23 protein-coding genes and 1 tRNA gene are annotated in these 26661 nt (G+C 47.9%); 14 read left to right on the forward strand and 10 right to left on the reverse strand.

Annotated features, from left to right (window positions below; genetic code table 11):
- Window positions 1–133 precede the first annotated feature (133 nt).
- Genes ELAC_RS06020 through ELAC_RS06025 form a run of 3 tightly spaced genes read left to right on the forward strand, consistent with a single transcriptional unit; the run spans window position 134 to window position 2398 of the window.
- Entirely contained in the window at window positions 134–1819 is a 1686-nt protein-coding gene (locus ELAC_RS06020; RefSeq protein ID WP_098038382.1) for a SulP family inorganic anion transporter, read from the forward strand.
- Between the two features lie 13 nt (window positions 1820–1832).
- Window positions 1833–1955 (forward strand): hypothetical protein, encoded by a 123-nt coding sequence (locus ELAC_RS11995; protein WP_275425085.1) that lies wholly within the window; start codon window positions 1833–1835, stop codon window positions 1953–1955.
- The gene (locus ELAC_RS06025; RefSeq protein ID WP_098038383.1) at window positions 1952–2398 is read left to right on the forward strand and encodes a YkgJ family cysteine cluster protein; all 447 of its coding nucleotides are present in this window, start codon (window positions 1952–1954) and stop codon (window positions 2396–2398) included. The genes ELAC_RS11995 and ELAC_RS06025 overlap by 4 nt, the downstream gene beginning before the upstream one ends.
- A 7-nt stretch (window positions 2399–2405) precedes the next feature.
- On the opposite strand, the gene ELAC_RS06030 is transcribed toward ELAC_RS06025, so the two are convergent.
- Window positions 2406–3209: an F-box protein gene (locus tag ELAC_RS06030; RefSeq protein WP_098038384.1), complete on the reverse strand. Its 804-nt coding sequence runs from the start codon at window positions 3207–3209 to the stop codon at window positions 2406–2408.
- A 282-nt stretch (window positions 3210–3491) separates the two neighbouring features.
- Here ELAC_RS06030 and ELAC_RS06035 point away from each other — a divergent pair, with 282 nt between their 5' ends.
- Window positions 3492–4280 carry an Mrp/NBP35 family ATP-binding protein gene (locus ELAC_RS06035; protein ID WP_098038385.1) on the forward strand — a complete coding sequence of 263 codons (789 nt, stop codon included), beginning with the start codon at window positions 3492–3494 and terminating at the stop codon, window positions 4278–4280.
- On the forward strand, window positions 4277–6049 hold the full coding sequence (locus tag ELAC_RS06040) for a phospho-sugar mutase (protein WP_098038386.1): 1773 nt from the start codon (window positions 4277–4279) through the stop codon (window positions 6047–6049). The genes ELAC_RS06035 and ELAC_RS06040 overlap by 4 nt, the downstream gene beginning before the upstream one ends.
- Before the next feature lie 223 nt (window positions 6050–6272).
- Here ELAC_RS06040 and ELAC_RS06045 read toward each other — a convergent pair whose 3' ends face one another.
- The 3 genes from ELAC_RS06045 to ELAC_RS06055 all read right to left on the reverse strand — a co-directional run bounded on the left by ELAC_RS06045 (window position 6273) and on the right by ELAC_RS06055 (window position 10153).
- A complete protein-coding gene (locus ELAC_RS06045) occupies window positions 6273–6860 on the reverse strand; it encodes a hypothetical protein (protein WP_098038387.1) in 588 nt (195 codons plus the stop codon).
- A gap of 324 nt (window positions 6861–7184) precedes the next feature.
- Window positions 7185–7994: an SDR family NAD(P)-dependent oxidoreductase gene (locus ELAC_RS06050; RefSeq protein WP_098038388.1), complete on the reverse strand. Its 810-nt coding sequence runs from the start codon at window positions 7992–7994 to the stop codon at window positions 7185–7187.
- On the reverse strand, window positions 7991–10153 hold the full coding sequence (locus ELAC_RS06055; protein ID WP_098038389.1) for an HD family phosphohydrolase: 2163 nt from the start codon (window positions 10151–10153) through the stop codon (window positions 7991–7993). Before ELAC_RS06055 ends, ELAC_RS06050 begins: the two co-directional genes overlap by 4 nt.
- 394 nt (window positions 10154–10547) lie before the next feature.
- Here ELAC_RS06055 and galE point away from each other — a divergent pair, with 394 nt between their 5' ends.
- Window positions 10548–11525: a UDP-glucose 4-epimerase GalE gene (gene galE, locus ELAC_RS06060; protein WP_098038390.1), complete on the forward strand. Its 978-nt coding sequence runs from the start codon at window positions 10548–10550 to the stop codon at window positions 11523–11525.
- Here the strand turns inward: galE and ELAC_RS06065 are convergent.
- On the reverse strand, window positions 11522–12616 hold the full coding sequence (locus tag ELAC_RS06065; RefSeq protein WP_143406455.1) for a hypothetical protein: 1095 nt from the start codon (window positions 12614–12616) through the stop codon (window positions 11522–11524). The two genes, galE and ELAC_RS06065, sit on opposite strands and share 4 nt — an antisense overlap.
- Window positions 12617–13353: 737 nt before the next feature.
- Between ELAC_RS06065 and ELAC_RS06070 the strand changes: the two genes are divergently transcribed.
- The 3 genes from ELAC_RS06070 to ELAC_RS06080 all read left to right on the forward strand — a co-directional run bounded on the left by ELAC_RS06070 (window position 13354) and on the right by ELAC_RS06080 (window position 15968).
- A complete protein-coding gene (locus tag ELAC_RS06070) occupies window positions 13354–13656 on the forward strand; it encodes a hypothetical protein (RefSeq protein ID WP_098038392.1) in 303 nt (100 codons plus the stop codon).
- Between the two features lie 133 nt (window positions 13657–13789).
- The gene (gene dnaX, locus ELAC_RS06075; protein ID WP_098038393.1) at window positions 13790–15454 is read left to right on the forward strand and encodes a DNA polymerase III subunit gamma/tau; all 1665 of its coding nucleotides are present in this window, start codon (window positions 13790–13792) and stop codon (window positions 15452–15454) included.
- Window positions 15455–15647: 193 nt separating this feature from the next.
- On the forward strand, window positions 15648–15968 hold the full coding sequence (locus tag ELAC_RS06080; protein ID WP_098038394.1) for a YbaB/EbfC family nucleoid-associated protein: 321 nt from the start codon (window positions 15648–15650) through the stop codon (window positions 15966–15968).
- 72 nt (window positions 15969–16040) lie between these two features.
- Here the strand turns inward: ELAC_RS06080 and ptsP are convergent, their stop codons facing one another.
- The 5 genes from ptsP to ELAC_RS06105 form a co-directional block, all read right to left on the reverse strand.
- Complete coding sequence (ptsP, locus tag ELAC_RS06085; RefSeq protein ID WP_098038395.1) at window positions 16041–17816, reverse strand: phosphoenolpyruvate--protein phosphotransferase; 1776 nt, start codon at window positions 17814–17816, stop codon at window positions 16041–16043.
- A complete protein-coding gene (locus ELAC_RS06090) occupies window positions 17813–18091 on the reverse strand; it encodes an HPr family phosphocarrier protein (protein ID WP_098038396.1) in 279 nt (92 codons plus the stop codon). Before ELAC_RS06090 ends, ptsP begins: the two co-directional genes overlap by 4 nt.
- A complete protein-coding gene (hprK, locus tag ELAC_RS06095; RefSeq protein WP_098038397.1) occupies window positions 18057–19064 on the reverse strand; it encodes an HPr(Ser) kinase/phosphatase in 1008 nt (335 codons plus the stop codon). Before hprK ends, ELAC_RS06090 begins: the two co-directional genes overlap by 35 nt.
- Window positions 19065–19287: 223 nt before the next feature.
- Entirely contained in the window at window positions 19288–20106 is an 819-nt protein-coding gene (locus ELAC_RS06100; RefSeq protein ID WP_143406457.1) for an SMI1/KNR4 family protein, read from the reverse strand.
- Between the two features lie 340 nt (window positions 20107–20446).
- Window positions 20447–21400, reverse strand: coding sequence for a hypothetical protein (locus ELAC_RS06105; RefSeq protein ID WP_098038399.1), 954 nt, complete (start codon window positions 21398–21400; stop codon window positions 20447–20449).
- Window positions 21401–21596: 196 nt separating this feature from the next.
- Here ELAC_RS06105 and ELAC_RS06110 point away from each other — a divergent pair, with 196 nt between their 5' ends.
- From ELAC_RS06110 to ELAC_RS06130, 5 genes are all read left to right on the forward strand, one after another.
- Window positions 21597–22190 (forward strand): hypothetical protein, encoded by a 594-nt coding sequence (locus ELAC_RS06110; protein ID WP_098038400.1) that lies wholly within the window; start codon window positions 21597–21599, stop codon window positions 22188–22190.
- An 85-nt stretch (window positions 22191–22275) separates the two neighbouring features.
- The gene (locus ELAC_RS06115; protein WP_098038401.1) at window positions 22276–23862 is read left to right on the forward strand and encodes a ComEC/Rec2 family competence protein; all 1587 of its coding nucleotides are present in this window, start codon (window positions 22276–22278) and stop codon (window positions 23860–23862) included.
- 306 nt (window positions 23863–24168) lie between these two features.
- Window positions 24169–24242: transfer RNA gene (locus ELAC_RS06120), tRNA-His, on the forward strand.
- Between the two features lie 24 nt (window positions 24243–24266).
- On the forward strand, window positions 24267–25052 hold the full coding sequence (locus ELAC_RS06125) for an undecaprenyl-diphosphate phosphatase (protein ID WP_098038402.1): 786 nt from the start codon (window positions 24267–24269) through the stop codon (window positions 25050–25052).
- Window positions 25053–25440: 388 nt separating this feature from the next.
- Window positions 25441–26541, forward strand: coding sequence for a biliverdin-producing heme oxygenase (locus ELAC_RS06130; protein ID WP_158227820.1), 1101 nt, complete (start codon window positions 25441–25443; stop codon window positions 26539–26541).
- Window positions 26542–26661 lie beyond the last annotated feature (120 nt).

A 26661-nucleotide genomic window follows, 5' to 3' on the forward strand; every position in this document is an offset into this window, starting at 1 on the left:
TTAAGACAGGCTCTAAAACAACTCCCTTTGAAAAAAAGCGACATTTTAGGGTATACATGGTGTAGACAGTCGCTTACGATTAGGCTAAAGTCTTGACGCGTGCCCCCTTTCCCCTCATACCAAGTGTTTAGATATGCACTCTTCTTATCAACCCAAACTACTGGCAGTCTTTAAAGAAGGCTACACCAAAGAAATGCTGGCTAAGGATATTGTAGCCGGAATTATTGTCGGCATCATCGCATTGCCGATGGCCATCGCTTTTGCGATCGCGAGCGGCGCCCGTCCGGAAGAGGGCCTTATCACAGCAGTCGTGGCCGGAATTCTTGCCGGAGCGCTCTCCGGTTCAAGATATCAAATCAGCGGACCGACCGGCGCTTTTGTCATCTTGGTCTTTGAAACCATCCAAAAATTCGGCTATCAAGGGCTTTTAATCGCAACGCTCATCGCCGGAATCATACTGATCCTGATGGGGCTTTTCCGCTTCGGCAAAGCAATGATGTTCGTGCCCTATCCGGTCATTATCGGATTTACGGCCGGCATCGCACTTTTTATCTTTACCTCGCAGTTGCACGATCTGTTGGGCCTGTCGACAGAAAATCCGCCGCCGCCAGGTTGCCTTGCCAAATGGGGGCTCTACGCCTGCAGCCTCCAGCAAGTAAACTTGTGGTCTTTGCTGATTGGATGCCTCTCTATCCTCTGCATGGCCCTCACTCCAAAATTCATCAAAAATCTGCCCGGTCCCCTCGTCGCAATTACACTGGCAACGCTGATCGCCTACTTTTTTTCCCTGCCGGTAGATACTATAGGCACTCGATTCGGTGAGATTCATGCCGCCTTACCCACCTTTTCTTTCCCCGAATTCTCCTTTATGGATTTGCCGCGCTATATCAAGCCAGCCATAGGAATTGCGCTGCTGGCGGGAATTGAATCTTTGCTCTCAGCCTCCGTCGCCGATGGCATGACAGGGCGCAGGCACAGGTCCAACGCCGAGCTTATCTCACAAGGTGTGGCCAATATCGGATCGGCTCTTGCCGGAGGACTTCCCGCTACAGGCGCGATCGCCAGAACCGCCGCCAACATCCGTTCGGGAGCGGCAAGCCCGCTGGCAGCGGTTTTTCACTCGATTTCCCTTCTGCTGATGCTCTATTTCATCAGCGACTTGGTTGCCCTGATCCCCATGCCTGCACTGGCAGGGATTTTAATTGTTGTGGCCTATAACATGAGCGAATGGAGGCTCTTTGCTAAGCTGCTGCGCAGCCCGAAAGAAGATATCGCCATTTTACTCACCACCTTCGCCCTCACTATCTTTGTCGACCTGATTGTAGCGATCGAGGCGGGCATCATTTTAGCCGCCATGATCTTCTTAACCCGCATGGCAAGCTCGTCTACGACTTTTGATATCAAAGCTGCGTTTAACGAGGAGGAAAAGCAAGAGGACATCATGGCCCTCAGGCAACTTCATATCCCTAAGGGGACTGAGATTTATGAAATCTTAGGTCCGCTCTTTTTTGCGGCCGCCGAAAAATTCAAAACAGCTCTCTCCCGAATCAGCACAAGGCCAAAAGTCCTCATTTTACGCATGCGTTCTGTCCCCCATGTCGACGCTTCGGGAATGCGCGTCCTGGAGGATATCTACGAGAAGACAAAAAAAGAGGGAACTGTCTTGGTGCTGTCAGGTATCAAGAAAGATGTTCGCCGTTCACTGGATCATGCCGGCCTTTTGAAGCTGCTCGGTGAAGATAATGTGCAGCCTGATATCAATCACGCCTTGCAAAGAGCGGCTGCAATCTGCCAAGATCAGAAGAACCTCCAATTTTAAATCAAGGTGTGTTATGCTGTATCCGATTTTTGCAAACCTTTTCGTTGAAGCCGGAATCGTGGGGATGTTCACCCTCGTGTTTCTTATCCTCTTTGTCGTTGCCGGCATTCGACAGAAATTGAAAGATTCGGAATGAAAAAGACAAACAAACTCACCATCGCCGAGAAAAAAAAACCTTGGTATCAAGAGGGCCTTCAGTTTAAATGCACTGGCTGCGGCAAATGCTGCACAGGTGCACCCGGTGCCGTCTGGCTAAAGAACAAAGAAATCGATAGCATTTCCGCCTATCTGAAGATCTCGAAAGAGGATTTCTTACGACGCTATACCCGAATCATCGACGGCAGAATCTCCCTGATAGAAAAAGAGCGCTTCGATTGCATCTTCTTAGAAGGAAAGTTTTGCTCCGTATACCCCGTAAGACCCGTCCAATGCCAGACCTTCCCTTTCTGGCCCTCTCTTCTTGAGTCCAAGGAGAATTGGGATGCGGCCAAGTCCTCCTGCGAGGGAATATCCCATGAGGCTCCGGTCATCGACATTGAGATCATCGAGAAGGAGAAGGCGCGCTATCTTGAGCCCTAAATTCTCTCTATCCGCGCTCCACTAAGAGAATTGGAGTCATATCAGCGACAACACCCTGAATTTCCGACTCTCTATCCTGGTTGAAATCCCTCTCCTGCCGTGACGCAGAGCGCACAAATTTCACGACCCCATCGCTATCTTTGTAGTAATATGCATAGGCCCCATTGCCAAAATATCGTTTGAGATAGTGCCTCTTTTCAAAATAGCCGACTGCCCGGTGAAAGAACGCTTCCCGCACAGCCTGAGGTGTTCCAAAGATCGTCTCCTCTCCTCGCCACACAATTCGTTTCCGCGCAAGATCGATGACTCCCAGATCAAGCACGACCGTATAGCGTATGAATTCTCTGACGTTAGCACACCCATCGGGGATACTAATCTCATGGCTGCTTGCCAGCTCCGCCCATAGCACTGTGTTTCTTTGGCACTCATCAAATCGCTTGTTCACCGATGCCAGACGGCCCACGGTCGGAATTTCACATCGGGACATGATATTCCTTAAAACATCATCGGGCATCTCACTAAACGGTTCAAAAGGGAAAGCCACCTTTCGCGCCTCGTACCCGCGAAAGATCTCCCGCCCGAGATTTCGAACTTCTTTTAGGAGGAAGGCCGTCAAAAGCGACAGCGCTGCCAGAGCGATCAACGCGACGCTTTTAATGGCCCTCTCAAGAAAACTCAAGGGGCGGTGATAGAAATGGCACCGATAGGATCTGCCCTCGATCTCCATAGGTTGAGTGCGCCCCGTAGGGTTCAACCCCGGCGGCGGAAGAAAAACTTCTCCGGGTTTTAAAATGGTCAGTGTCTTACTCATGCCTTATCCTGGTACTTGATTCCGTTTTTGAAAAGAGTGCGACCGAGAGGCTTCGAATCGACACAGGTTATTAATGTTTAATACCCTACAGCATTTCGATCCGTTCATTCTTTCCCATAAAGGAACAAACTGCGTTTTGATTGGCTACAGTATAGTGTATTCAAGGAAAAATACCGAAAGCGTTTCGAGATTTATGCTGGCCGAAAGGAAAGATTTTGAGATCGCTTCAGTATAAAACCGATTTCAGTATACTTGGAAAATCAAAACTGACTCAAAACCCCTATGAAAAAGAGAAAATTAGCACAAACAACCCTTCTGGTGGGCTCAGGCAAAGGGGGAGTTGGAAAATCCACTGTCTCCGTCAATCTGGCGGTCGCGCTGGCATCTCTCGGAGCCAAAGTCGGTCTTTTGGACGCCGATCTTTATGGCCCCTCTCTCCCCATTATGCTAGGACTAAGAAGGCTGTCTCCCCATACGGAAATTACCGCTGAGGGGAAAGAGCTGATCCATCCCTTTTATAAGTTTGGGATTAAAGCGCTTTCGATCGGCTTTTTTGTCGAGGAAGCACGCTCTGTTTTGTTCAGAGGTCCGCTTCTCCACGGCACATTAGAAAAAATGATCCGTGATGTCGAATGGGGAGACCTCGATATCCTCCTGATTGATCTCCCTCCGGGAACCGGGGATATCCCGCTCTCTTTGTCCTCCCTGCTTGAAATTGATGGAAGCCTGATTGTGACGACTCCTCAGGAAGTTGCAGTTCTCGATGCCCTGAAGGCTATCAACGCTTTCTATTCCCTTTCCATCCCTGTCCTTGGCGTAATAGAAAATATGGCCGGTTTCACCCCGCCTGGATCGGCAGAGACATTTCATATTTTCGGCCAGGGAAAAGCTAAGGAGCTAGCCGACAAATTCTCTATACCTCTGATCGGCTCCATTCCCCTCAACCTAAAGATTCGGGAGGGAGGCGATGAAGGATCGCCCTCTGCCTGCCTTCACTCCGATACGCAATCTTCAGAAAGCTTCCACAGTCTGGCCCATGCCGTTCAACAATTACTCCAGGAGGCACCTTGAACACTCTTCTTTCATCGATCACTGATGCTAAAGCGAAAGAGAATATCGCTCTTTGGCTCGAAGGCACGTTCTCCGATCAGGATAAGCTGGCTGTAAGAGACCTGATCAGATCCTCTCCGAAGGAAGCCATCGATGCCTTTTACAAAAAGTTGGAGTTCGGCACCGGCGGTATCCGCGGAATCATGGGCCTTGGCACGAACAGGATGAACCGATTCACCATTGCGGCGGCGTCTCAAGCTCTTGCAGACTACCTGAAAGAGCAAAATCCCATGAAAAAAAGAAGCGTCATGATCGGCTACGACAACCGTATAAACTCCCGGGAGTTCGCCGAAGAGGCGGCAAGGACATTTGCGGGCAACGGCATCCGGACTTTACTCATCAAGCACCTACGACCCACCCCTTACATATCCTTTGGCATGCGCATGAAGGGGTGCGACGCTGCCTGCATGATTACAGCTTCGCATAATCCAAAGGAGTACAACGGCTTTAAAGTGTACTGGGACGATGGCGGCCAGGTTCTTCCTCCCCATGACTTAGGCATCATAAGAGCCTTCGAACGGATCCGGGATCCCTCGTTCATCGAGCAGACGGAAAGCCTCAATCATCCATTGATTGTAGAGGAAGAAGAAGAGATCGATAGAATGTACCTAGAGACGTTGAAGTCTCTTCAGTGCCAACCGAAAATCAATGAAGAGTATGGTGATCGCTTAAAGATCATATATACCAGCCTTCACGGCACCGGGATCACTCTGATGCCTGAACTCATGAGTGCGTTTGGATTTTCGAATATCACCCTTGTCAAAGAGCAGTGTGTTCCGGACGGATCCTTTGCCGAAGCTCCTTCCCCCAACCCGGAGGAGAGAGCGGCCCTCAAAAAGGGCATTGAATTGATGATGAAGCAAAACGGCGATATCTTGATTGCTACCGATCCCGATGCGGACAGAGTCGGTGCGGCTGTTAATCATCAAGGTGAGCCCCATATCCTGACCGGAAATCAAATTGCCGCACTGCTTTCCCATCACGTGTTCCACTCCTTAAAAAAGTCCAACAAGCTGCCCCCAAAATCTGCCTGCATCAAATCGATTGTAACCACTGAGCTCATGCGAAAGATCGCCAACCACTATAATGTGCAGTGCTTCGATATCCTTCCCGGTTTCAAATATGTGGCCGAAAAAATCCGCGAATGGGAAAAAGGGGGCTTTCCCCATCAATTCATTCTTGCTGCTGAAGAGTCCTACGGCTACCTCTTCAGAACTGAGACAAGGGACAAAGATGCGCTTCTGTCCGCCTCGCTACTTTGCGAAGCAGCCCTAACAGCTAAGTTGGAAGGAAAAACATTAATTGACATTCTCAAAGAGCTCTATAAGGAATTTGGCGTTTTCTTAGAAAAGCAGATGACTTTGAATTTCCCCGAGACAAAAGCCGGACGTGAAGCGCTAGCCCTCGCCATGGAAAAGATATTGACGACTCCCCCCACCTCTCTACTTGGCAAGCGAGTCATTTCCACTGGCGATCTTAAAAGCGGTGTCATGAAGAATCTTTTAGACGGAAAAGAGAGCCCTATCGATCTGCCCAAAACAGATATGGTCATTTTAAAATTTGAGAAGGGCTTGACCGTGATGATCCGCCCATCGGGAACAGAGCCAAAAATTAAAATCTATCTGATGATAGAAAAGGGGCCTGATCAGGAGGTGGAAAAGGCTCTACAAGAGGCAGAGAGTGAAGCCGCTCAGGCATCCCAAGAGATCGCGACACTGCTGAAAAGCTAACCTAAAAAAAGTGTCTCAAAATTGGGATTTGGAATCTTAAGATAGCATTCCAATGCCACACTTTGAGACACATTCAGTATAGTTCCTCTTTCACGCAAAAAATAGCCCTCATCTTCGTCTTGCTAGAGCATTGGCTCGTCTCTTCGATAATTAAGGGTGTTCTCTTGAAGATCATTGAGGCGATTTTCACTTCATCGCTAAAGACGAGGAGGGAAGCCAACTCTCACTTCGTTCTTTTCCTTGGAGCCCCCTCTTGCGGCTTCAATTCCGGAGATACTTGCCGCTCTCTTCTATATTCGTGAGCCCATAGCAGGATCGTATCTCCGGCTATGCCGGAACCATCCATAGACCCAACAATTTCATCATCTTGCAAGCCCAATTCGGCAAGATCGCCCACTGTCTCTTTATATTCGCTGTCTTGCCGGGATCTTAGTTGGGTCGAATTTTGGGGCTCAAGACGCAATGACAGCTGGCGTCCTTCAGTCCCCATGAGGACACTCTTGCTGCCATCAGCCTTTTTAAAATCCAGCTTCGGCAGTGTGCTGCGTCGGATATGATACATATGCTTTCTGCCCTTTAAAACCGATTTTTGAATTTCAACTGCAAAAGGGAAGGCCAATCCCGCTCCCATAGTGGGCACGGCAATCAGGATCAGTAAGAAGAGATCGATGATCCGTTCGACAAGGGAGCTTTGGCGGGAAGAGAGGGTAATGACGGAAACCTTTTTACCATTCCAGTCCACAGATTCAAGAGCGACGATCTTATAATTTAAATGTTTAGGCAGATCTTTGAAATCAATGACGGAAGCCATAAAACCCTTAAAAATAAATAGCAGAAAATTAATAGGCTATATTTTACGAAAAATCATCGTTAATTTCAAATAACAAAACTATTTCAATCCACCTGCCTTTTACACCGAAAGTAACCCACCCATCCAGCTTTTGAAACTGTTTCGCTAGCGATGAAGGCGGCTTCTATACCGAAGGGTCTCAAAATTTGGTGTTGAGACTGTGAAAAACATGGGGATTGAATGCGGGAGCGTTAACTCATATTTTTAATCATGAGAAACTTAATACCCCTCACCCCGAAACTTCTCAAAGCACTGATGCCAAATTTTGACAGGCTTTCGGTATAATTATCGCCCGATTGTCTGAGGAGTGATGGTCTTCAGCTTGGCCATAATCAATCGATGCACCAGGCTTCTTGGCAACAGACGGGACAGAAAAAGCAGCGCCCGGTATTTCCAGTCAAATACATCCAACGGCTTTCGGGACAAGATCTGCTTCCACATACGTGCGGCAGCGTAGCCGACTTCCATATCGAGAAATGAAGAAGTGTCTCCAGTAACCTCACCTCCTGAAGCTGTTTTTCTAAATCCCGTCTTCACAACTCCAGGACAAGAGCAGAGAACACGGATTCCAGCTTCTCTGACTTCGGCGTCAGCAGCAAGAGAAAAAGAGGTGCAGAAAGCTTTGGAGGCTGCATAAGTATTCATCCAGGGCATGGAAAAAAAGGAGGCTGTCGACGAGACATTGAGAATGACACCTTCAAGGCTATTTTGCTTAAGCGTATTCACTCCCTCCACTGTCAATTCGACCACGGCTTTTACGAGAATGTCGATCATTGACAGCTGCTCTTTGGCCCCAAAAGCGTAAAGAGGCCCGTATAAGCCAAATCCGGCATTATTGACGATCAAGTCGGGCTTAAATTCACGGATTTTTAAAACTAACTGCCTTCGGTCCTCTTCGTTAAGAAGATCCAAAGTACAAACCGACACCGCAACGCTCTTGGAGAGCTCTCCCTGAATACGCTTCAGCTCTTCGCTATTTCGTCCTGTCAGAAGAAGTGGAATCTGCTTTGATGCCATGAGATAGGCAAGCTCACGGCCTATGCCGGAAGTCGCTCCTGTAATCAGGGCCAGACGGAAAGGCTCTCTCCGGCTCATGCGTTGATATCCGGAATCGGTTTATCCTCCCGGACGGGATATTTGATACGGGTGTGGGTGAAAGCGCAGAGAGTCTTGACTAGGGTCTTCTTGACTTGCGCAAGCTCTTCAAACGTGATGAGACTCTCATCGAATTGTCCGTCATCGGCCTTGTCTTTGATAAGACGTGTGGCAAGCAGGTCCAAGTTCTTCTCATCCACAGTATCCAATGAGCGTGAGGCAGCTTCAATAGAATCGGAGAGCATAATGATAACCGATTCTTTGCTCCGTGGTTTGGGGCCAAAATAGCGAAATTGCCTCTCATCAACCTGTTTGGCATCTCCCGCCATTTTCTCGAGCTGCTTTTTGTAGAAATAATAGACAAGCGTTGTGCCATGATGCTCTTTGATGATGTCGATGAACTGCTCGGGAAGACCTGCCTTCCTGCCCATGGCGACCCCTTCGCTCACGTGCGCGATAATGACCTGTGCTGACTCCAGCGGGGTCAACAGCTGATGGATGTTCATTCCCGGAAGCTGGTTTTCGGTAAAATATTGAGGGGTGACCATCTTCCCTATATCATGGTAAAGGGTCGCTGCCCTGCAGAAAAGCCCGTTAGCCCCGATGGAAAGAGCTGCCGTTTCGGCCAAATTACCCACCACCACTGAGTGCTGGTAAGTGCCTGGTGCCTCTATGCTCAGCCTTCTAAGCAAGTCGTTGTTCGGATCCATATACTCCATCAGCGCCACGTCGGTCATAATCTTGAAGAGCGACTCAAAGAGTGGAAGCAGCCCGACGACCATAATTGCCGTCAACGTCATGAAGAAGGCTGCGCTGATGACATCGGCAGCCATGCTGAAGCTAAAGCCTCCCGTCTGATAGAAATTAACTGCGAAAGCAACGACAACGCAAGAGATGAATGCCTTAAAACAGACAGAGAAAATTTCCTTCCTCTGCTTTATAGACTGGGTGCACAGAATGGCGACGATTGCGGCGACGATATTCATCAGCATCAACCCCTGCCTGTCCACTGCGAGAGTCATCGTGAGGATGACAACCAAAAATCCACTGACATAGGTGGCGATGCCCGGATTTAGCAAACTACTGATCATAATCGCCGCAAAGGGGACGAAAATGGGATAGCGTATTACCTCAATCCACCGTGTCATGGACGAAAGCAGGAAATGCTCCGTCAGTTTTGAGAGGAAAAGAGTGAGCAGAACGATGCTGACAAGTAAAAACAGCTTCCGGTTGGAGGTCAGGATAGACCGATGGTTAAGTTTTAAGTAAACGACAGAGACAACAGTGAGTAGAAGCGTCATCAGAGCGCTTCCGGTGATGGTAAAAGGATGGAGCAGATTGTGCTTTTTCCTTAAGGAGTCCTTCATCGCGAGGAGCATGGCGATGTGACGGAGAGTGACCTTATCCCCCTGGTCGATAATTCTGTTTCCGGCGCTCACATGGGTTATCTTCTGCGGCACTGCATCCATGATCTTCTTACGAAGCCTTCTCTGATCCGGAATATCGTCTTCAAACACCCACTCTTTATCGCTTAACGAGTTGAGCGCAATGCTCATCGCCAGCGGGTTGCCTCCCCCCTGAACTTCTTTGAGCAGTGATATCGCCCGCCAGATCTGTTTGGGGATCTTGATCTTTTCCTTCAGATCCTGGGGAGTGTATACAAGATACAAATCGGTGGAAAAGCCAGCAGCCTTCATGCTTTTCAAAGTCCTCGGATCAGTAAATCTGACCTGCTTGAGCACATATTCGAGGTTGTCGAGGCTTTTGGAAATCTCCTCAAATGGAACGCTTCCCATTTGATCCCGCCAGGTCTGGTCATGCGTCAGGAAGTCTTCAAACTCGGCTCTTCTCTTGTGAATTTCCTTTTCGGAAATCTGATATATTTTTCCAATATCCCTCACCGATTCTTGCTTTGAAATGATCGTTGCCTCTTCATCGGCAAAGTCAAAATCAACCTGAGCGACAATGTAGCTAGGAGCTATTTCGTTCAGCTCCAAAAAGTCCACTTTAACGTCGCGAATATGGAGGAACAGAAAAAGCCCACCCATAAAGAGGGTGGTGATAAGCACCCTCAGGCCAAAGCTCTTATCAAAAAAACCTTGCTCTTTAGAAAACTTTAGCTCGGTGTGATAGGTCTGCGAAGGTTCCAGCTCCGACATAGGATTCCTGGTTAGGATTGATGTTTCCATTCACCGGCAGCTGTCGACTAGCGGTGAAATAATCGGTAAAAGCCATCAATTATACCGAATCCACCATCCTATCATATTTGATTTATAGTGGTAAAAGTTTATTAGGCTTACGAGACCGCCCCTTGCATATCATCCGCTATGAAAGCCAGGATTAAACCCAATTTCAGGGCGGCAGGCACAGAACGCTCTCCTGCCGATGCCGGTCTATTTAAAGAACGCGAAAAAGCCCTTGGTAAGGCAAAACTATGACTGAGACAAACTCGCATGGGAATGAACGTTGCGCAATTAACTCACGAGAAGATATAAAGAAGGGGTTCTGTCCTTCCCCCATCAGGGTGGACAGCCATTTTAATCAGGTCGGACCATGGCAGTTCTAATCACCGGAGGAGCCGGTTTTATCGGTTCTTACGTCAACCGGTTATTAACAAAAAACGGATATTATTGTGTCGTCTTAGACGATCTCTCCCACGGTGATCCCCGCTCCGTGATCGACTCTCCCTTCTTTAAGGGAGACATCAGCGATAAAGAGTTGATTGCCAAAATCGTTACAAAATTCAATATTCAATCTGCTATGCATTTCGCTGCTCACATCAATGTGAGGGAATCTGTCGATAATCCGTCTAAATATTACGCCAATAACGTCTGCAAAACACTGGCGCTTTTGACTCACCTCAAAGATCTCTCCGTCAAAAAAATTGTTTTTTCTTCCAGCGCGGCCGTTTATGGCATTCCTCAAGAGGAGCGCATCACCGAATCCCATCCCCTCGCGCCGATTAATCCTTATGGAGAATCCAAACTCATCTGTGAGAAAATCCTAAAAGATTTTTCCAAGGCATACGATTTCAGATACATCAGCCTACGTTATTTCAATGCTGCCGGAGGTGATCCTGAAGGGGTGATCAAAATTCATATGCGCGATCAGTCCAACTTAATTCCAAGAGCTCTCTCTGCTCTCCTGGACGGCAACGGAGAGATTCCGGTGTTCGGAACCGACTGGCCGACAAAGGACGGCTCGGGAGTGCGTGACTACATCCACATTCACGACCTCGCCTCGGCCCATATGCTGGCGCTTGCAAAGCTGCAAGAAGGTTGTCCATCGGCGATCTACAATCTGGGAAACGGTTCGGGCTATAGCGTACTGGAAGTGCTCTCTTCGGTAGAGAAGATCACCGGCAAGACGTTAAACCGCAAGTTCCTTGAAAGAAGAGAGGGAGATCCCCCTGTTCTTGTGGCCGACGCGACAAAAGCTAAACGAGAGCTTCAATGGGCTCCCGTCTACTTGTCGATTGACAAAATGGTGCAAGACGCGTGGTCTGCTCTTTCTTTTGAAGCGTCCTTTTAGACTAGCTTTAAGTCAAGGAGCCTCGTCAATCCAGCGTCAGGATGCATGTAGACGTCATCTCTAACCACCTGATATTTAAATCCCTGCCTTGTAATCCAATAGGCAACTTCCGTCAAGGAATCACGACCCGATCTGTAGTGCCCGCTAAGATTTTCAAATCGGTACACACCCCCGTCCTGAAGTGACATTATGCCCGCTGCCCTGACTGCTGCTCCCTGGGCAAGAGAAGAGTGCTGCGTACGGCCTCGCTTACCACTCCGGTGCTTGGTCGCTATCATTAACCTTCCCTTTGCATCCACGACAAAAATATGCTTGGCTTTAACATTTAGCGGCTCTTGCTGCTCCCCTCTTGTAATCTGCTGGTTGAAAATGTGAGCCATTTTATTTTGCACTAAGAACTTTTCAGGAAGATATTGAGTCGTGTCCTCAGTAATTTTCAGTCGTTTTGCGATTTCTTGCCGGTTCACAAACGTCTCAAAGGTCAGATTGAGATCAGAACCCCGCGCTTTCAAAAACTGTTTATGAACCTTTAGCACCGTGTCGGTAGGATAAAAATGAACATCTTTTCCTTGAAATCTGATTTTTGGTGCTTCAATTTCCTGATAGTCGGCGGCAAGTGGCACGAGATAGGGCTCCTCACCCGGTGTCAAAGGGAAATGAGGCTGCTTCATTTCCTCTTCGATGCTTACCGGCTCCTCCTCTTCCCCGAGCTCTTCGAGCATGATGGTAGAAAAGGGGCGCTCTCTCCCGACAAACGGAAGCCGCTGATCGTCATTGACCCCGATAATTTTGCGGCCCATCTCGTCTGGCGACGAGCTGAGCTTCCCTCGTTTCGGAGCCTCTAAGCCCCGGGCAACGCCTCCTGTTGAAACTTCTTCGAATTGTCCCTCTCCTTTCCATTCTGGCTGCTGCTCTGTCAGAGGCTTGAAGAAAACAGACACCTCTTCGCTCTGCTGAAATAAAGCATCGCGCGGAACCGTCATCTCCCGCCCCACCAACCCGGCAGGAAGAACCGGATCCTGTGATTGCAAGTGCAGATTTTGCGGGTAGCTGGGCAAAAAACCAGGGATAGCGGCGGTTACCGAATGCATCTTTTCAAGATAGGTACTTTTTAAAACGGATTCTCTCAAGGGCACAATAGGCGGTGGATACAGTCCGGCATTACTGCTAAAATCAACAACTCGATTTAAACTAAACATCTACAAAACCCACTAAAGTTATTTACTATTAATCATTAAACACCTATTGATTATAAAATGATTTATTTAAATACAGTTAAATAAATCATTAAGAAATGATTAAGCACTATGACACCCCTTTCATCTCTTCATACCCATGAAAGGTGCGAGGCAGACGCTCCGCCCACGAAAAGTGCGAAAATTGACTACTCCGACTCGATTGAATTTAACCCTGAACCAGAATCGCAGACTGGTAACGACAGAGAACGGCTAGCGGAGTCACGGACAGTGCCTCCCCCCCCCTCTGCAGCGGAATCGGCAGTGAATGCTACACGTCCAGGCACCCGGCTTGCAGCCAAGAGCTGATTCCTATCGAAATCACCAGCAGACTTTTCACCCATACCCCCCTTCTCAAGAAAAAAATGGAGGAAAGAAGCTAGCGCTCCCACACCTTCATTGGGGAACTCGTCCTGCAGGGAAAAGGGGATATAAAGAGAAAAATGTTCTTATTCCACCGCCGAAGAGCTTAAAACGGCAAAGGGCCCATTTTAAATCAGGGCAGAATTTTGAGGGGCTGGAACGGGACGTCGGGCAAACCATTAAAACCCACACGCTATATTTTTGTTTTGTCCCATTCAAACAACTTTCTAATGGTGCAAAAGTTTACCACACCCGTAGGACGGATTCAACACCCTTCCCTTTCCGGAGGGCGACCTGTAAAATGCGCTGGCTGGCTCACGTTCGATGAGCTAGGGGAGCTCAAAGAGATATCCAATTTCACCGGCCACTACTGGATCCAAAGAGAGGCGGTCAACAACCTGCTCCGATTCCTTCAGAACAACGAGGTTAATCTCTCCAAGGTGGAAATCGTTTTCTCTGAGAGCGGAAAGGCAAAGAACTTCAAACGCTACACTTTGGATGAGTGGCTGAACAATGATTGCTTGACGCAGTGAAGAGGATCGACCAAAAGTGTGCCAAACCAAAATTTTCAAGTCACTTTGGGCATAGGCGGTTTTTGCCTTTAACGATTTGGTGCGGGCGGGTAAAATAGCTGCATTACAGAGTTTAAGAAACGGCGTCCAAGCTATGAGCGAATACCAAGTCATCTCCAGAAAATACCGGCCGCAAAAGTTTGCTGATGTCATCGGGCAAGATCCGATAGTCACGACTTTGAAAAATGCAATCCGACAAAACCGGATTGCCCATGCGTACCTGTTCTCAGGATCCCGGGGCACCGGTAAAACTACTCTCGCACGCCTTTTTGCCAAAGCCCTCAACTGTCCGAACTTAAGCCCTGATCAGGAGCCTTGCGGAGTTTGTCAAACATGCCGGGAGATCGCATTGGGAACTTCTCTGGACGTCATGGAGATCGACGGAGCTTCTAACCGGGGCATCGACGATATCCGCAAAATCAACGAGAACGTCGGCTATGCGACGGCGGCGGCACGCTACAAGATTTACATCATCGACGAAGTCCACATGCTGACCAAGGAGGCCTTCAACGCCCTCCTCAAGACGCTCGAAGAGCCGCCACCCAAAGTCAAATTCTTCTTTGCCACAACAGAGCCTCATAAGGTTCTCCCCACGATCATCAGCCGCTGCCAGCGCTTCAGCCTTCAGAGGTTCTCTTCGCAAAAAATTAAGGAGAAACTGGTCTCCATCTCAAAAGATCTTCAGATCCAGATCGATGACGATGCTCTCGATATCATTGCTAAAAGGTCGGAGGGCGGATTGCGCGACGCGGAATCGCTGCTCGATCAGATTATTTCTTTCCACGAAGGGTCGATCGACCGCAAAGCGGTTGCTGACGTGCTTGGCATTATGCCGAAAGATGTTCTTTTCGATCTGGACAGAGCCGGAAAAGAGGGGCGCTTTGTCAAAGCGTATGAGATTGTCCACACTCTCTTCTCAGAAGGAAAAGATCTACAGCACTTCGTCGAAATGCTGACAGAGCACTACAGAAACCTGCTTTTACTCAAACTGTCGCCTGAAACCCCAGGACTGCTGGAGATCGAGGCTTCGATGGAAAAAAACTACCTCGAAGCAACAGCCCTCTACTCCAAAGAGCAGCTGCTCGACATCCTCGACTACCTGTTCAAGCACCAGCAGATGGCCAGGGAAGCTCCCTCTCTTAAAGTAGCCTTGGAAGCGCTACTGATCCGGATCATGAGGACGCATAAGTCCTTACCGATCGAGACCTTAGTCAAAAGGCTGATCGAGCTGGAAGAGAGTGTCAAATCCAGAGCAATCCCCGAAACTCAAAAACCGGAGGAACTGCGACCCCTTCCTGAGGCACAAACTCCCGCCAACTCCCCAAAGGATTCGGAAGCACCGGTAGCCCCCACCACACAAACTTCGTCATTCAAAGACGAAATGAGTGCCCCCCTTAAAACGGTCTCGCGCGAGCAAAATAGGGCCAATGTAGCCGAAACAGAGCCGCCAAAAGAGAGGCCGGAGCCGCAAGAGTGCGCTGCGCCCCCTCCTCCTCCCTTGCCCGAGCAGGAGCTGCAAGAGACACCGAAGGAAAGGGAGCAGCAAATAACAGAGCCTACCCGGGCCTACGAAGTCGACATGATCGCCAGCTTGGATGAGAAGGCTATGCCGGAGGCGCTAAACGAAGGCGTAAAAGGTATGACGGGGCCTGCCAGCTCTGACAGAATGCCGGTATCGGCCAAAGATGCCAACCATCTAGACACACTTCTTCAGTTTGCTTCCGTGGAGCTCGAAGGCCGCCTTAAAAGAACGCACTAAGAGACCGCCCGCAAACTGGGATCGTATGATTTGTTTGCTCCATAGGGTTATATGGTTCGAAAAAAATTTCAGCATATCAATCCAATAGGATGATTTTTTTCGAAACTCATAACTCTGTGGAGCTGCAAAGGATAATGATTTGATTTTGTGGGCAGTCTCTAACATAATTCAAACAGACAACTAAGAGAGTTTTATGGGTACAGGATTTGCCAAAAGAAAAAAACAAGCCAAGATGATGCAGGAGCAATTCAAGCTCATGCAAGAAAAAATGAAAGATATCGAAGTAACAGGCCAAGCCGCCAACGGACTTGTCAGCATCACCATGAACGGTGACGGAGATGTCACAAAAGTAAGAATCAAGCCCGAGTGCGTCGATAAAGAGGACGTTGAAGGCCTTGAGGATCTAATCCGCGTCGCTTTCCATGATGCCAAAGAGAAAGTGAAAAAAGAGTCCAGCCAAGGTATGCCCTCGCTTCCGGAAGGAATGGAAGGAATGCCCGGATTTGGCTTCTAAGGGGAAATGACGAGGCTAAATTGTTATGAAACGGCTCCCCTCCCTTGGGGAGCCCAGTACACCGAACGCATCTCACATGCTGCTGGAAATGAAATGGAGATCTTCAGGGACACTGTTCTTATACTCTTCCGTCAAAAGATCGGATATCTCTTCTGCTGTAGATAAAGACAGCGCCTTCTCAGCCAGTTTGCAAGCATCGATAATGCTGGTGCTTCGTATGGCATTTTTAATGACAGGAATATAGCGGCTGGCAAGCGAAAGCTCCTGAATGCCGAGTCCGATCAAAAGAGAGGTAAACCGCGGATCTGCGGCGATCTCACCACAAACGGAAACAGGAATCCCCTTAAGATTTGCCTCAGCGACGACCAGCTTAATCAGCCGGATAACGCCCGGATGGGTTGGGGTGTAGTAGCCTTGCATATCGTGATTGGCCCTGTCCACTGCCAGAGAGTACTGCACAAGATCGTTTGTCCCGATCGAAAGGAAATCGCATTCTTTAGCAATTAAGTCAGCGATGATAGCAGCCGAAGGCACCTCGATCATGCAACCAATCCTTACCCTGTCAGCCCTCTGCACCCCTTTCAGATCGAGCTCTTTCTTAGTCTCTTCTATCAGCAGCTTAGCTTCTTTAATTTCATTCAGGGAAGATACCATTGGGAAAAGAATGCTAACCTCCCCATAGAGAGCGGCTCGCAAGATGGCCCTGAGCTGAGCTTTAAAAATCTCACGCTCCCGGAGTAAAAACCTCAAAGCGCGGCAGCCGAGAAAAGGATTGCCTTTTTGCAAAGTGGGCAGGTCTTGTATGGACTTGTCACCACCAACATCGAATGTCCTGATGACGATAGGAAGCCCTCTCATCTTCTGAACGATATCGCGATAGATCTCGAATTGCCGATCCTCGGTCGGAAACTCCTTCTTTGGCAAGAAGATGTATTCAGAGCGGAAAAGGCCGACCCCTAGAGGTCCGTGCTCATGCAAAGAATCGACATCGCTTGCCATCTCCAAGTTAGCGCTCAAACGGATCTTATAGCCATCAAAAGTCTCGGCCGAGAGGGTGGGTTTTTCGATCAGTTTGGAGAAGCGGAGGCTGATGTCGGACGAAAGTGCCTTGTAGCTGTTAATTGTCTCGTCGGTTGGGTTCACAATCACGACGCCCTTTCTGGCATCAACGATCAAAAAATCGACATCGGCATGCAAAGCCTTTAGGTCGATATTGGCGATGAACGGGATACCTCTTGCCTTGGCCACGATGGCCGCATGGGATGTGGAACTACCTTTTCCTGTGAGTAAAGCCAGCACCTTCCCCTTTTTGGCCTCGGCAGCTTCGATGGCTGAAAGCTCGGAAGAGACGATGATCGAATCTTTGGGAATCTCAGCGAGGCTGAAACGGATGCTACGCCGCAAATAAAGAATAATCCTTCGCGAGATGTCCTGGATGTCTTTGAAGCGCTCGCGAAAAAAGGGCTCCTTCAAGGAGTGGAATCTGTCCTGGTAGCGCTGGATGACCTTTTTAAAAGCAGCCTCCGCGTTTTTCTTAGAGGATCTGATTTCCTCTTCCATGGTGTGCGTGAAAAGAGGGTCTTGAGTGATATGAAGCTGAGCCTCAATAATTTCAGCCCCCTCCTGAATCAGTTCGTCCTTGAGTTTTTTCTGAAGCACACGGATCTCATCGCGGCAGAGGCGGAGAGCTTCATGATATCTTTCAATCTCCTGTTCAATATCCTCTTCCGAAACTACAAATTCGGGAACCTTATCATCTTTCCAGCAGAAGAAATAGGGCTTACCTATCGCTATGCCGGGCGATATTGAGGTGCCGAAAAGGGTGATTTCCGTCGCCAGTTTGGTCATGTCGCTACAGCTTCTCCAAATTGATCTTCAAAAGCTTTCAAAAGCATCTCCATAACTTGCGGGGCATCCTCTCCATCACAGGTGATCGTAATGCTTGAGTTCTTTTTGGCTGCGAGCATTAAGATGCTCAGAATACTCTTGGCATTCACCGTCTCATTTTTGCATGTAAAGTGCACGTAGCTTTTTGCATTCTGCAACATTTTTACGATCACTGTGGCAGGTCTTGTGTGCAGGCCCATTTTATTTTTTACTTTTACTTTTTGAACGATTTTCATCCTTGTCTACCTTTATATTAGGATCTGCCCTTAGCTTCCTTTTCTGGTTTTTAGAGGCGATTGTCTCCAGAAGTTTGATGTTGAATTCTCTGGCAGAGTTGTAACCCATTTGCTTCAGGCGGTGATTTAAAGCGATAGTCTCGAGCAATAGAACAACATCCCTGCCGGGCTTCACCGGAAGGACATGGAACGGCACGTTAATTCCCAGAAAGTTACAACTCTTCTCATCTGTGCCAACCCTGTCGTAAAAATGGGTCTCGTCCCACACTTCCAGCATCACCACCAGATCAATGCTTTTACTGTCGCGGACGCAAACAGCTCCGTAGAGGTGCGCCACGTTAATGATTCCGATTCCCCTGATCTCCATATGGTGCCTCGTCAACTCGGCACCGAAGCCCTCCAGGTAAGTTCCTTCCCTCTTTTTAATCTTAACGACATCATCGCTGATCAGACGGTGTCCTCTTTCGATCAGGCCAAGAGCGGCTTCACTTTTGCCGACAGAGGAGTCTCCCTGAATGAGAACGCCAACACCGAACACCTCCACTAAAGTGCCATGACAGCTTGTGCTGGGAGCGAACTCTTCAGTTAAGATCAGCATGAGTTTGCTCAAAAGATTCATGGTACTCATGTTGGTCCTGAAAAGAGGAATGTCGTATTTCTGGCACACCGTTGTCAGCTCTTTGGGAGGTCGGTAGCGTCGCGCGATAATAACAGCCGGGATTGGCAGCGAGAGAATTGCTTCGAGACGCTCTATTCTTGTTTTGGAATCAATGGATCTTAAATATTCAATTTCGACCCGGCCAAAGACATGGATACGTTTGCTGGCATGACTTTTGATGTAACCGGCCAGCGAAAGACCGGGACGCTGGGCTTCAGGAACCTGAATCTGCTTCCTCAACCCCTTCTCTCCGGAAATGAGCTCCAGATTGAGGCGCTCTTTATGGCATGTGTATAAATCTCGTACCAAGTACATAAGGGGTCTTCAAGCCTTACTGCTGTTTCGCGTCACCTTCAACTCCCCCTTATCATCAAGTTCAAAGCTAGGTAGAAGGCAGCCGGTTTATTGACATATGCCAAATCGTGAGACCTTTTCGGCATGAATAAAATAGATTATTTGACAGACAAATTCAAGCGATTTCTCAAATAAAATAGAGAAATAACACAAAACAACTAAACAAAAAATCTATAAAGAAAAACTACTCCACTTTCTCGAGATAAAATTTCAGCCAGTTGTAAAAATTGGGAAAGGAAAGGCACTCCCCCGATTCTTGATCATTAATCGAATCGATCATATCGGAAACTGTTTTGGTGTTCATCGAGCAATAGACATTTCCCATTTCCTGCTCGGGATACCAATCCTTATGAAAACACTGAAAAAAGGGCATGCCAAAAGATGTATAAAATGGAATGAGGTGCTGCGGATTGACCGGGATCTGCTTAGCGGTAGCCAGATGGTCGTTCTCCCCAAAAAATGCCTGGAAGGAATCGTAGGACTCTTTAAGTTTTTCCACACGGGTTATGCCCGTCGTATCAGTCGTTTTATAAAATCCGTTGTGGATCTGCGTGAAGGCGATATAATCTTGAGGAAAAATGCAATCGGGAAAAAAACTTTTTAAAAGGACAAGCTTCTCTTCCGGCAGAGGCGGAAGACCGCGAAAAAAGCCCAAATTACCGGCAAGACTGTAGACAATCTGCGCTTCGAAGGGAGCCTCAAACGTTTTCTGGGTTAGAAAAACCCCCACCTCGTCCACATCTTTGAAAAACTTCTCGAGAAATGCGCAAAACTGAGGGAACGGGCTCATTTTACTCTCCCAAAACTGCTCGGTGAATTCAAGCCGCTCCTCTCTCTTTAGACAGGAGAGCTCCCACCATCCCCTTGGCATGTCCGGGCATAGTGATTTCACTTCATTCCATTTGATATTGGGACCTTCATGCAGAGCTAAGACGCGATGGTAATTTCCTGAAGGATATTCTTCAGAAAACTCGTGGAAGTACTCCTTGAAGTGTTGATCCATAACTGTCCTGACCCGCTCAGCTACCTTAAAGACCGGCATATTGCCTTTACAGAAACGACGAAAAAGCGCACCGGCCGCATCGATCTTCTTATTCCACAACCTTATAAAAAATGAAAGAGCTTAGATACTGTCCACAAACTGAAATCGTAGGATTTGTTTACCGAACCGGGCTATACCAAAAGTGTCTCAAAAATTGGATTTGGCAAAGAGAAAGCTCTCCCGCCAAATTTTAATACGCTTTCGGGGAGACTCGCTCCTCCTCCCTCACGGGATCCGGAGAGCTTATCCCCCACATCTTAAGACATTTCGGCACACTTTTGAGGTCACGCCCGTCGCTTGCCTACTCCCAGCTGATCAAGGGAAATGCATCATGAGCGTCTTCGCTCTCTAAAGACAAACTTCTCTGCATCGTGCAGCTGTCGTTCTTCAAGTTGGAGCATCCCCTGTCGCCGCAAGTAGCATGATAGATTCTGAACTCAGGGATTCCCCAGTCAATCAAGATTTCCCTCACGGTCTCCCCTAGATCTTCGGTAACCTCCAAAGGACCTCTCGAGTTGTCGTAGTAAACTGAAAAGTCTTTGTTTTTTACGAACGTCATCGTATGGCCATAATACTCTCGTTTAGCGTTGTTTGCCGGGCTAAGCATGCGTACTACATAGGTCCCCTCGGGAAGTTGATCGATCACTCCCTTGAGATCAAACCCGTTCTCAAGCTGACGCATGGTGACGGTTCCCATAACAGGGGTCAGATGCATCCCGTGGTAGTTAGCCAAAGATTGTATCTTTTGCTGCTTGATTTCCTCTTCAGATTGGGGGGTGTCCGCTTTCACTTCGATCGTATTGTAAGCAGCCTGCCTTGAGACAAAGGTCTTGTTATTCTTCGCATAAAAAGGCTGAAAATTAATAACGCATTCCCTGCGCTCTTCAGCTGACCTTTTCTTGCTGCAAACAGTGATATACCGCGCGAGAAAATCGAGAGCCATCGCTGAGCAGGTTCCGCCATTGTCGAAAGGGATCAGCTTGGTTTTATTGAAAGAGATCAAAGGACGCTGCTTTGATTTAAGAAGATTGTACACTTTTTTTGACTGCGACTCGATTTGCTCGCTGTTCGGACAAGTTCCCTCGCGATAAAAAAGGTATTGATTGCCAAAAAGATCCCTTTTCTGTGGGGGCGCAGTTTCATCGTTTACCCGCTCTATATACCGAGCTTTCGCTTCAGCAATCTCAGGGGGGATCCCCTCATCAATCTCGTCAGCCGGAAGCGAAGCGGAAAAACAGAACGCAGTAAAGATCAATAACGAACATCTTTTTAAATTAAAACAAAACATCACCAACCACCTATTAACTAACAAAAAAAACATTACGACAAAACAAAATTAATCAATCACTAGCAATCAATTAACAAACCAGCAAGTATAAGTCGTCTTGATTGACACCTATCAAAGATTATGTTAACATTCCGTAAAGAAAAAACAGATCCGGCAGAACCCCATGAACATTGAGCATCTCAGACCTGATCGAGTCACGCTGGATTTCAATGGGGTATCGAAGCCCCCGCAGAGGATTGACGTCGATATCATCCTGATTGAGGTCGCTCCGGAGGGATATCAATTTCCCAAGGCCTACCAGTGCCCCATCCCATCAGGTTTTAACGAATCATTCGAAGGGCATATCAAAAAAAACTTCTCGAAACAGGCAACCGGCTTTCTTTTCCTTGGTGATGTCGAGCAGTTCAACAGAAGCGGCAAAATGCTGTTGCTTTGTGACGGCACCTTTGTCAACTACCAGCACCTGATCGTTGTCGCCACCCACGGCACATCAAGACAATCTTCAATCAAAGAGCAGGAAGAGTCCTTCTATAAAGCTCTCCAAAGTTTATCTGAAGCGATCCGCGTGAGAGATAAAATCGGTGTTAAAGACATTCTTCCCGATCCATCCCAGGAGAGCGTGCGCAAGTTGACGACAATGACTTTAAAAAGCGGGAGCTCTCCAGAGGAAACCGAGACCTTGGCAGCAATCCAAAGCGGCGGCAATCCCGGAGCTTTGCGCGAAACGCAAAATCGTCTATTTGAACTCCACCCTTAAGCGGCTGCCCACAAGCTGAAATCGTATGATTTGTTTGCCAAATTTGGATTTTGACAAAGAGGAAGCTCTTTGGGACGGAATTTAAATGGCGATTTCATTCCGGCAGCAATTGACCTCATTGCGTGACACCCTCAATCCCTTCGTAAAAACCCTTGAAACCTACCACTCGTTTTCCATCCGGTGGAGCCAATTTTTTCAAAAAGCCCCCCTGTTGCTACTCAGTATCGGCTTTTTGCTTGGAATCGCACTCGCCACCGAGAAGCGGATAGTCCTCGGAGTTGTCGCAAGCTTGCTTCTTGTCCTCTCTCTCAAAAGCAAAAATTCATGGGCGCTTGTCCTTTTTTTCAGTCTCGGCATTCTATACGCCGCGGCTCTTGTAAAAGTGCCTCCAAAAGGTTCTTCAGCGCTTTCCGGCACAGCGCTGTTTCACCCTGATTCCATCTCCCCCATAAAGCAATCAGGTAAGGATGCCCTAGCCTTCAAGGGAACCATCCAATATTTTGCAGGTTCTGATGGAGTGATCCTAGCAAAAAACATCCCCTCAGCATTTTCCATCAAAGACTTCCAGGGCCCTCTACCTTCTTCAGACAGTGCCTGGACGATCAAAGGTGTTCTTCAAGAAGGCAAAGGCAGGCTTTGGAAGTTTAAACCCACCTCTCCGGTATTTTGGAAGGAAGAGCCCAAAACATTCAGTTGGAACAAAATGAGGGAAGGGTGGAAATTTCAATTGAAGAGTTATATTCAAAAGAACATCCCGGGAGAAAAAAATCAAAATCTCATCGCCGGTATGGTGACGGGCTCATTTTCAGACCAAGAAATTACGCAAGGGTTCCAGCGCTTCGGATTGCAGCACATCCTGGCGATATCCGGATTTCACTTTAGCCTGTTCGCTCTCATTGCCACAATGCTTCTTAAACCCTTCTTCAAAGGGAAGATACTACTGATCCTTCTCACACTATCGGTGACATCCTATTTCATTTTCTTAGGACCGACCCCTTCGGTTCAAAGAGCATGGGTCATGATTGTGCTGAGTCAGGCGGCATCTGTTTTCGAAAGGCGCATCTCCCCTTTCAATGCCCTGGGAGCCGCTCTCTTTCTCACTCTCCTCTACGATCCATTAAGCTTGCAAAGCCCTGGATTCATCTTAAGTTTCGCCATCACACTCTCCATACTGGCGTTTACTCCCTTGAGCACTAACCTGCTTGATGCCCTATTTCCTCAAAGAACCTTTGAGGAAGCTTCTCAAATGAGCGGCGTTGATAAAATGGGCTTCATCGCTTTCAACGCCCTGAAGAAGATGACAGCCCTCAACCTCGCCGTCCACGCTGCAGCCCTTCCGCTTACTTTAGCGCTCTTTGGTTCGTTCCCTCTCCTAAGCATCTTATTCAATCTTTTCTTTCCCACTCTCGCCGGTTTTGTCATCTTCCTCTTTATTTTAAGCGCTCTTCTTTACACCCTCTTCGAACCGATCGGAACCGCTCTCTTCGCCCTCACCTCCAAGGCATCGAACTTACTGCTCAGTTTCGCCCTGGACATGCCCGCCTCCTGGAACATCCAATTGTCGTTTTCCTTAGCGGCGGACTGGGCCATCGCGCTCTCTTTTCTTCTCTTAATTCTGGCGGTGGCCGCCGGTCAAAAAGTGGAAGAAACGGGTGAGAGAGCGGTGTTTTAGTCAATGTGAACAGCCTTACATCAACACCCCTTGCGGCTGAATTAACCTACAGCCTTAAAAACAATCACAATCCGGGATTGATACACTTTTTTTGAAGCTTATACCCAGAAAGCATCACAAAATTCGAGACATCTCGCTGTATGTTTCTAATGCTAGATAGTTTGCGATCGCCGGACCTCTCAGGGTTTCGACAGGAGAATAGCACGTGCAGAGTACCGGATCGACGCCCATCGAAAAAAACACAGCCCGCACATGCTTTAGCATTGACCAAAATTGTGGCATTAGGATAAAAATGATGCATGTTTGGCGACAGTAGCTCAGTCGGTTAGAGCACCGGATTGTGGATCCGGGGGTCGAGGGTTCGAGCCCCTTCTGTCGCCCACTTTTTACCAAGGTGAATCCCCTTGAATTACCTTCAAGCGATCATTTTAGGAATCGTACAAGGACTCACCGAATTTTTCCCCGTCAGCTCCTCTGGACACCTGGAACTCTTCCAGCTATTTTTCGGACTTGAAAACCCCAAAAACTTCATTTTTTTCGATCTCATTTGCCATCTAGGAACGCTACTGGCCATCTTTGTTGCATTCAAAGAGGAAATCAAACGCATCCTCTTTCAGGATAAAGCGGCGATAAAAGCGATCATGATAGCTCTTCTACCCCTCTTTCCTCTGCTCCTGATCCTGAAAGAAGTCAAAGCCCTCTTTGATAAACCTGAGCTGCTCGGATTCACCTTCATGATCACAAGCGTACTGCTATTCATCTCCATGCGCTTTAAAGAAAAACAGAAAGAAACAGCACCCAAGAGACAGTTCTCCTATAAAGCCCCTCTTTTCATCGGTCTTTTTCAGGCGTTCGCCATCCTGCCGGGGGTTTCTCGTAGCGGCTCAACGATCGCCGCAGCTAAGATGGTCGGATGGACGGCAGAAGAAGCAATCCGCTTTTCATTCCTTTTGGCCATCCCCACAATATTGGGCGGAGCTTTGGTGGAAACACTCTCCTTGGTCAAAGAGGGAACCTTGCTAACCGCTGGATACTCCATGGCAGGCCCCTGCCTGGCGGGCTTTATCACTTCATTCGTCGTTGGACTCTTTGCTCTCAAAACCCTGATCACCCTTGGACTCAGGGCAATCCACTTCTTCGCTTGGTATTGCCTTCTCCTGTCGTGTTTCTGCCTTCTATATTTTCTCTAGACCCTCTATTCAACTCCCCTGTATACCGAAAGTATCTCAAAACTTGGGATTTTGGCTTTGAGAAAGCCTCGGGATTGAAAGGATACAAAGTCATCTCATATTTCTAATATTAGGTGGCTTACGATCATTCAATCGCGAGAGTTTTCTCTTTGCCAAAAACCAAATTTTGAGACACTTTCGGTATATACCGATAGAGTCGCACAATTTAAGGATTTACCTCCAAAAACACCCAATTGCGAGACATTTGCGGCAAATTACAAAGGCAATGGAGGTCTTGAGCCCTTAAGGCTTCGACCCAAAAAAACATTGCCAGCAACACCAGGGCCTTCGTCAATTCATAAGTGAATCATTGATGACGAGGCCTAACGAACGAACATCTAGGAGCTCCATGATGGCATCCCCTGTATCGGCCTCGGCATTTGGCCGCACAGCCGTTGATCTACTTCCTCCCACCACTCCCTCCCCTCTAAAGATTGAGGAGGAAGAATCCTTGGCGACCGATTACACGCTTACTTTACCGCCTTCAGAGTACTTAGAAAAACAAACCAGTATGACTATGGATGCTGAGCGGATTAAGCGAAAAACGGAGGAGGAGGCAAATAACCGCTTATGGAATCGGCTACACGCCGGAATCAGGGATGTTCACGAAAGAGCCAGAACGAACCCTTTTCTTTTAAATCTGATCCAGGGACAGATGACTTGCTCCAAAGCTTACGTCGTCTACCTTTGCAATCTTTACTGCCTGCACGCCGCCCTCGAACAGGCGCAGCAGACTATTGAAGATAAATGGGGCGAAGGCTTCTTTGTCTACCGGGAGCTGTTTCGGTCGAAGAAGATATTGGCCGACATTAAAGTGTGGTCTGTCTTCAATGAAACCGCTCACCTTTTTGCCGATAAAAATCCAGAGAGCCCCGAGTTTGTTCGCAACATAGAACCCTACATCCAGGAGAGCACTCTGAAGCTTGCTCGCTCCCTGAAAGAAGATGCCCTAAGCGACTTACCGAGAACCTTTGGCTGCATGTACGCCCTGTATGGAACCATCATGTCAGGAGGGCAGTTTGTCAAAAAAGGAGTCAAAATAAGCTTCCTTGAACGTTTACAGTGGCAAATCGAAGAATATCAAGAGGAAATAAAAAATCCTTCTACCGCTCAAGATACATCGTCAGATTCCCTTGCCTACAGAGAAAAGGAATATTCCCTTGCTAAAACCAACATGATTCAAGCCGCTTTAACCTCTTCCGCACTTAAGGAAAAGATGGCGGAAGAGAGTGTTGCTCTTTTTTCATTCGACAAGGACGGTTTCAACATCCCCCTCTTTAAAAGAGAGTGGCACCAGTCACTTAGCGACCTGCCGGAGAAACTTCAATTAAAAGAGGAGGCGCTTAAACTATTTGAGGCGCAACTGATTGAGTGTGCCGGTGAGGCAATCGGAACTGTGCTCGATACGATTGCAGCACTGGAAGAAAAATTAAGGAAAGGGGTAATTTAAAAGATGCCTCATGATTAAAATCTTTAAAAAAATTACTGAAAGTTATTTTGAAGAGTTCTAATCTTTAGATTACACCTATACCGAGAGCATCTCAAAACTTGGCATCGAGGCTTTGAAAGA

Source organism: Estrella lausannensis (assembly GCF_900000175.1).
Lineage (GTDB): Bacteria > Chlamydiota > Chlamydiia > Chlamydiales > Criblamydiaceae > Estrella > Estrella lausannensis.

Bases quoted from the DNA above. Each gene is read 5' to 3' on its own strand.
- ELAC_RS06020 (WP_098038382.1), top strand. From the start codon at position 134: ATGCACTCTTCTTATCAACCCAAACTACTGGCAGTCTTTAAAGAAGGC.
- ELAC_RS11995 (WP_275425085.1), top strand. From the start codon at position 1,833: ATGCTGTATCCGATTTTTGCAAACCTTTTCGTTGAAGCCGGAATCGTG.
- ELAC_RS06025 (WP_098038383.1), top strand. From the start codon at position 1,952: ATGAAAAAGACAAACAAACTCACCATCGCCGAGAAAAAAAAACCTTGG.
- ELAC_RS06030 (WP_098038384.1), bottom strand. From the start codon at position 3,209: ATGAGTAAGACACTGACCATTTTAAAACCCGGAGAAGTTTTTCTTCCG.
- ELAC_RS06035 (WP_098038385.1), top strand. From the start codon at position 3,492: ATGAAAAAGAGAAAATTAGCACAAACAACCCTTCTGGTGGGCTCAGGC.
- ELAC_RS06045 (WP_098038387.1), bottom strand. From the start codon at position 6,860: ATGGCTTCCGTCATTGATTTCAAAGATCTGCCTAAACATTTAAATTAT.
- ELAC_RS06050 (WP_098038388.1), bottom strand. From the start codon at position 7,994: ATGAGCCGGAGAGAGCCTTTCCGTCTGGCCCTGATTACAGGAGCGACT.
- ELAC_RS06055 (WP_098038389.1), bottom strand. From the start codon at position 10,153: ATGTCGGAGCTGGAACCTTCGCAGACCTATCACACCGAGCTAAAGTTT.
- galE (WP_098038390.1), top strand. From the start codon at position 10,548: ATGGCAGTTCTAATCACCGGAGGAGCCGGTTTTATCGGTTCTTACGTC.
- ELAC_RS06065 (WP_143406455.1), bottom strand. From the start codon at position 12,616: ATGCATTCGGTAACCGCCGCTATCCCTGGTTTTTTGCCCAGCTACCCG.
- ELAC_RS06070 (WP_098038392.1), top strand. From the start codon at position 13,354: ATGGTGCAAAAGTTTACCACACCCGTAGGACGGATTCAACACCCTTCC.
- dnaX (WP_098038393.1), top strand. From the start codon at position 13,790: ATGAGCGAATACCAAGTCATCTCCAGAAAATACCGGCCGCAAAAGTTT.
- ELAC_RS06080 (WP_098038394.1), top strand. From the start codon at position 15,648: ATGGGTACAGGATTTGCCAAAAGAAAAAAACAAGCCAAGATGATGCAG.
- ptsP (WP_098038395.1), bottom strand. From the start codon at position 17,816: ATGACCAAACTGGCGACGGAAATCACCCTTTTCGGCACCTCAATATCG.
- ELAC_RS06090 (WP_098038396.1), bottom strand. From the start codon at position 18,091: ATGAAAATCGTTCAAAAAGTAAAAGTAAAAAATAAAATGGGCCTGCAC.
- hprK (WP_098038397.1), bottom strand. From the start codon at position 19,064: ATGTACTTGGTACGAGATTTATACACATGCCATAAAGAGCGCCTCAAT.
- ELAC_RS06100 (WP_143406457.1), bottom strand. From the start codon at position 20,106: ATGGATCAACACTTCAAGGAGTACTTCCACGAGTTTTCTGAAGAATAT.
- ELAC_RS06110 (WP_098038400.1), top strand. From the start codon at position 21,597: ATGAACATTGAGCATCTCAGACCTGATCGAGTCACGCTGGATTTCAAT.
- ELAC_RS06115 (WP_098038401.1), top strand. From the start codon at position 22,276: ATGGCGATTTCATTCCGGCAGCAATTGACCTCATTGCGTGACACCCTC.
- ELAC_RS06130 (WP_158227820.1), top strand. From the start codon at position 25,441: ATGATGGCATCCCCTGTATCGGCCTCGGCATTTGGCCGCACAGCCGTT.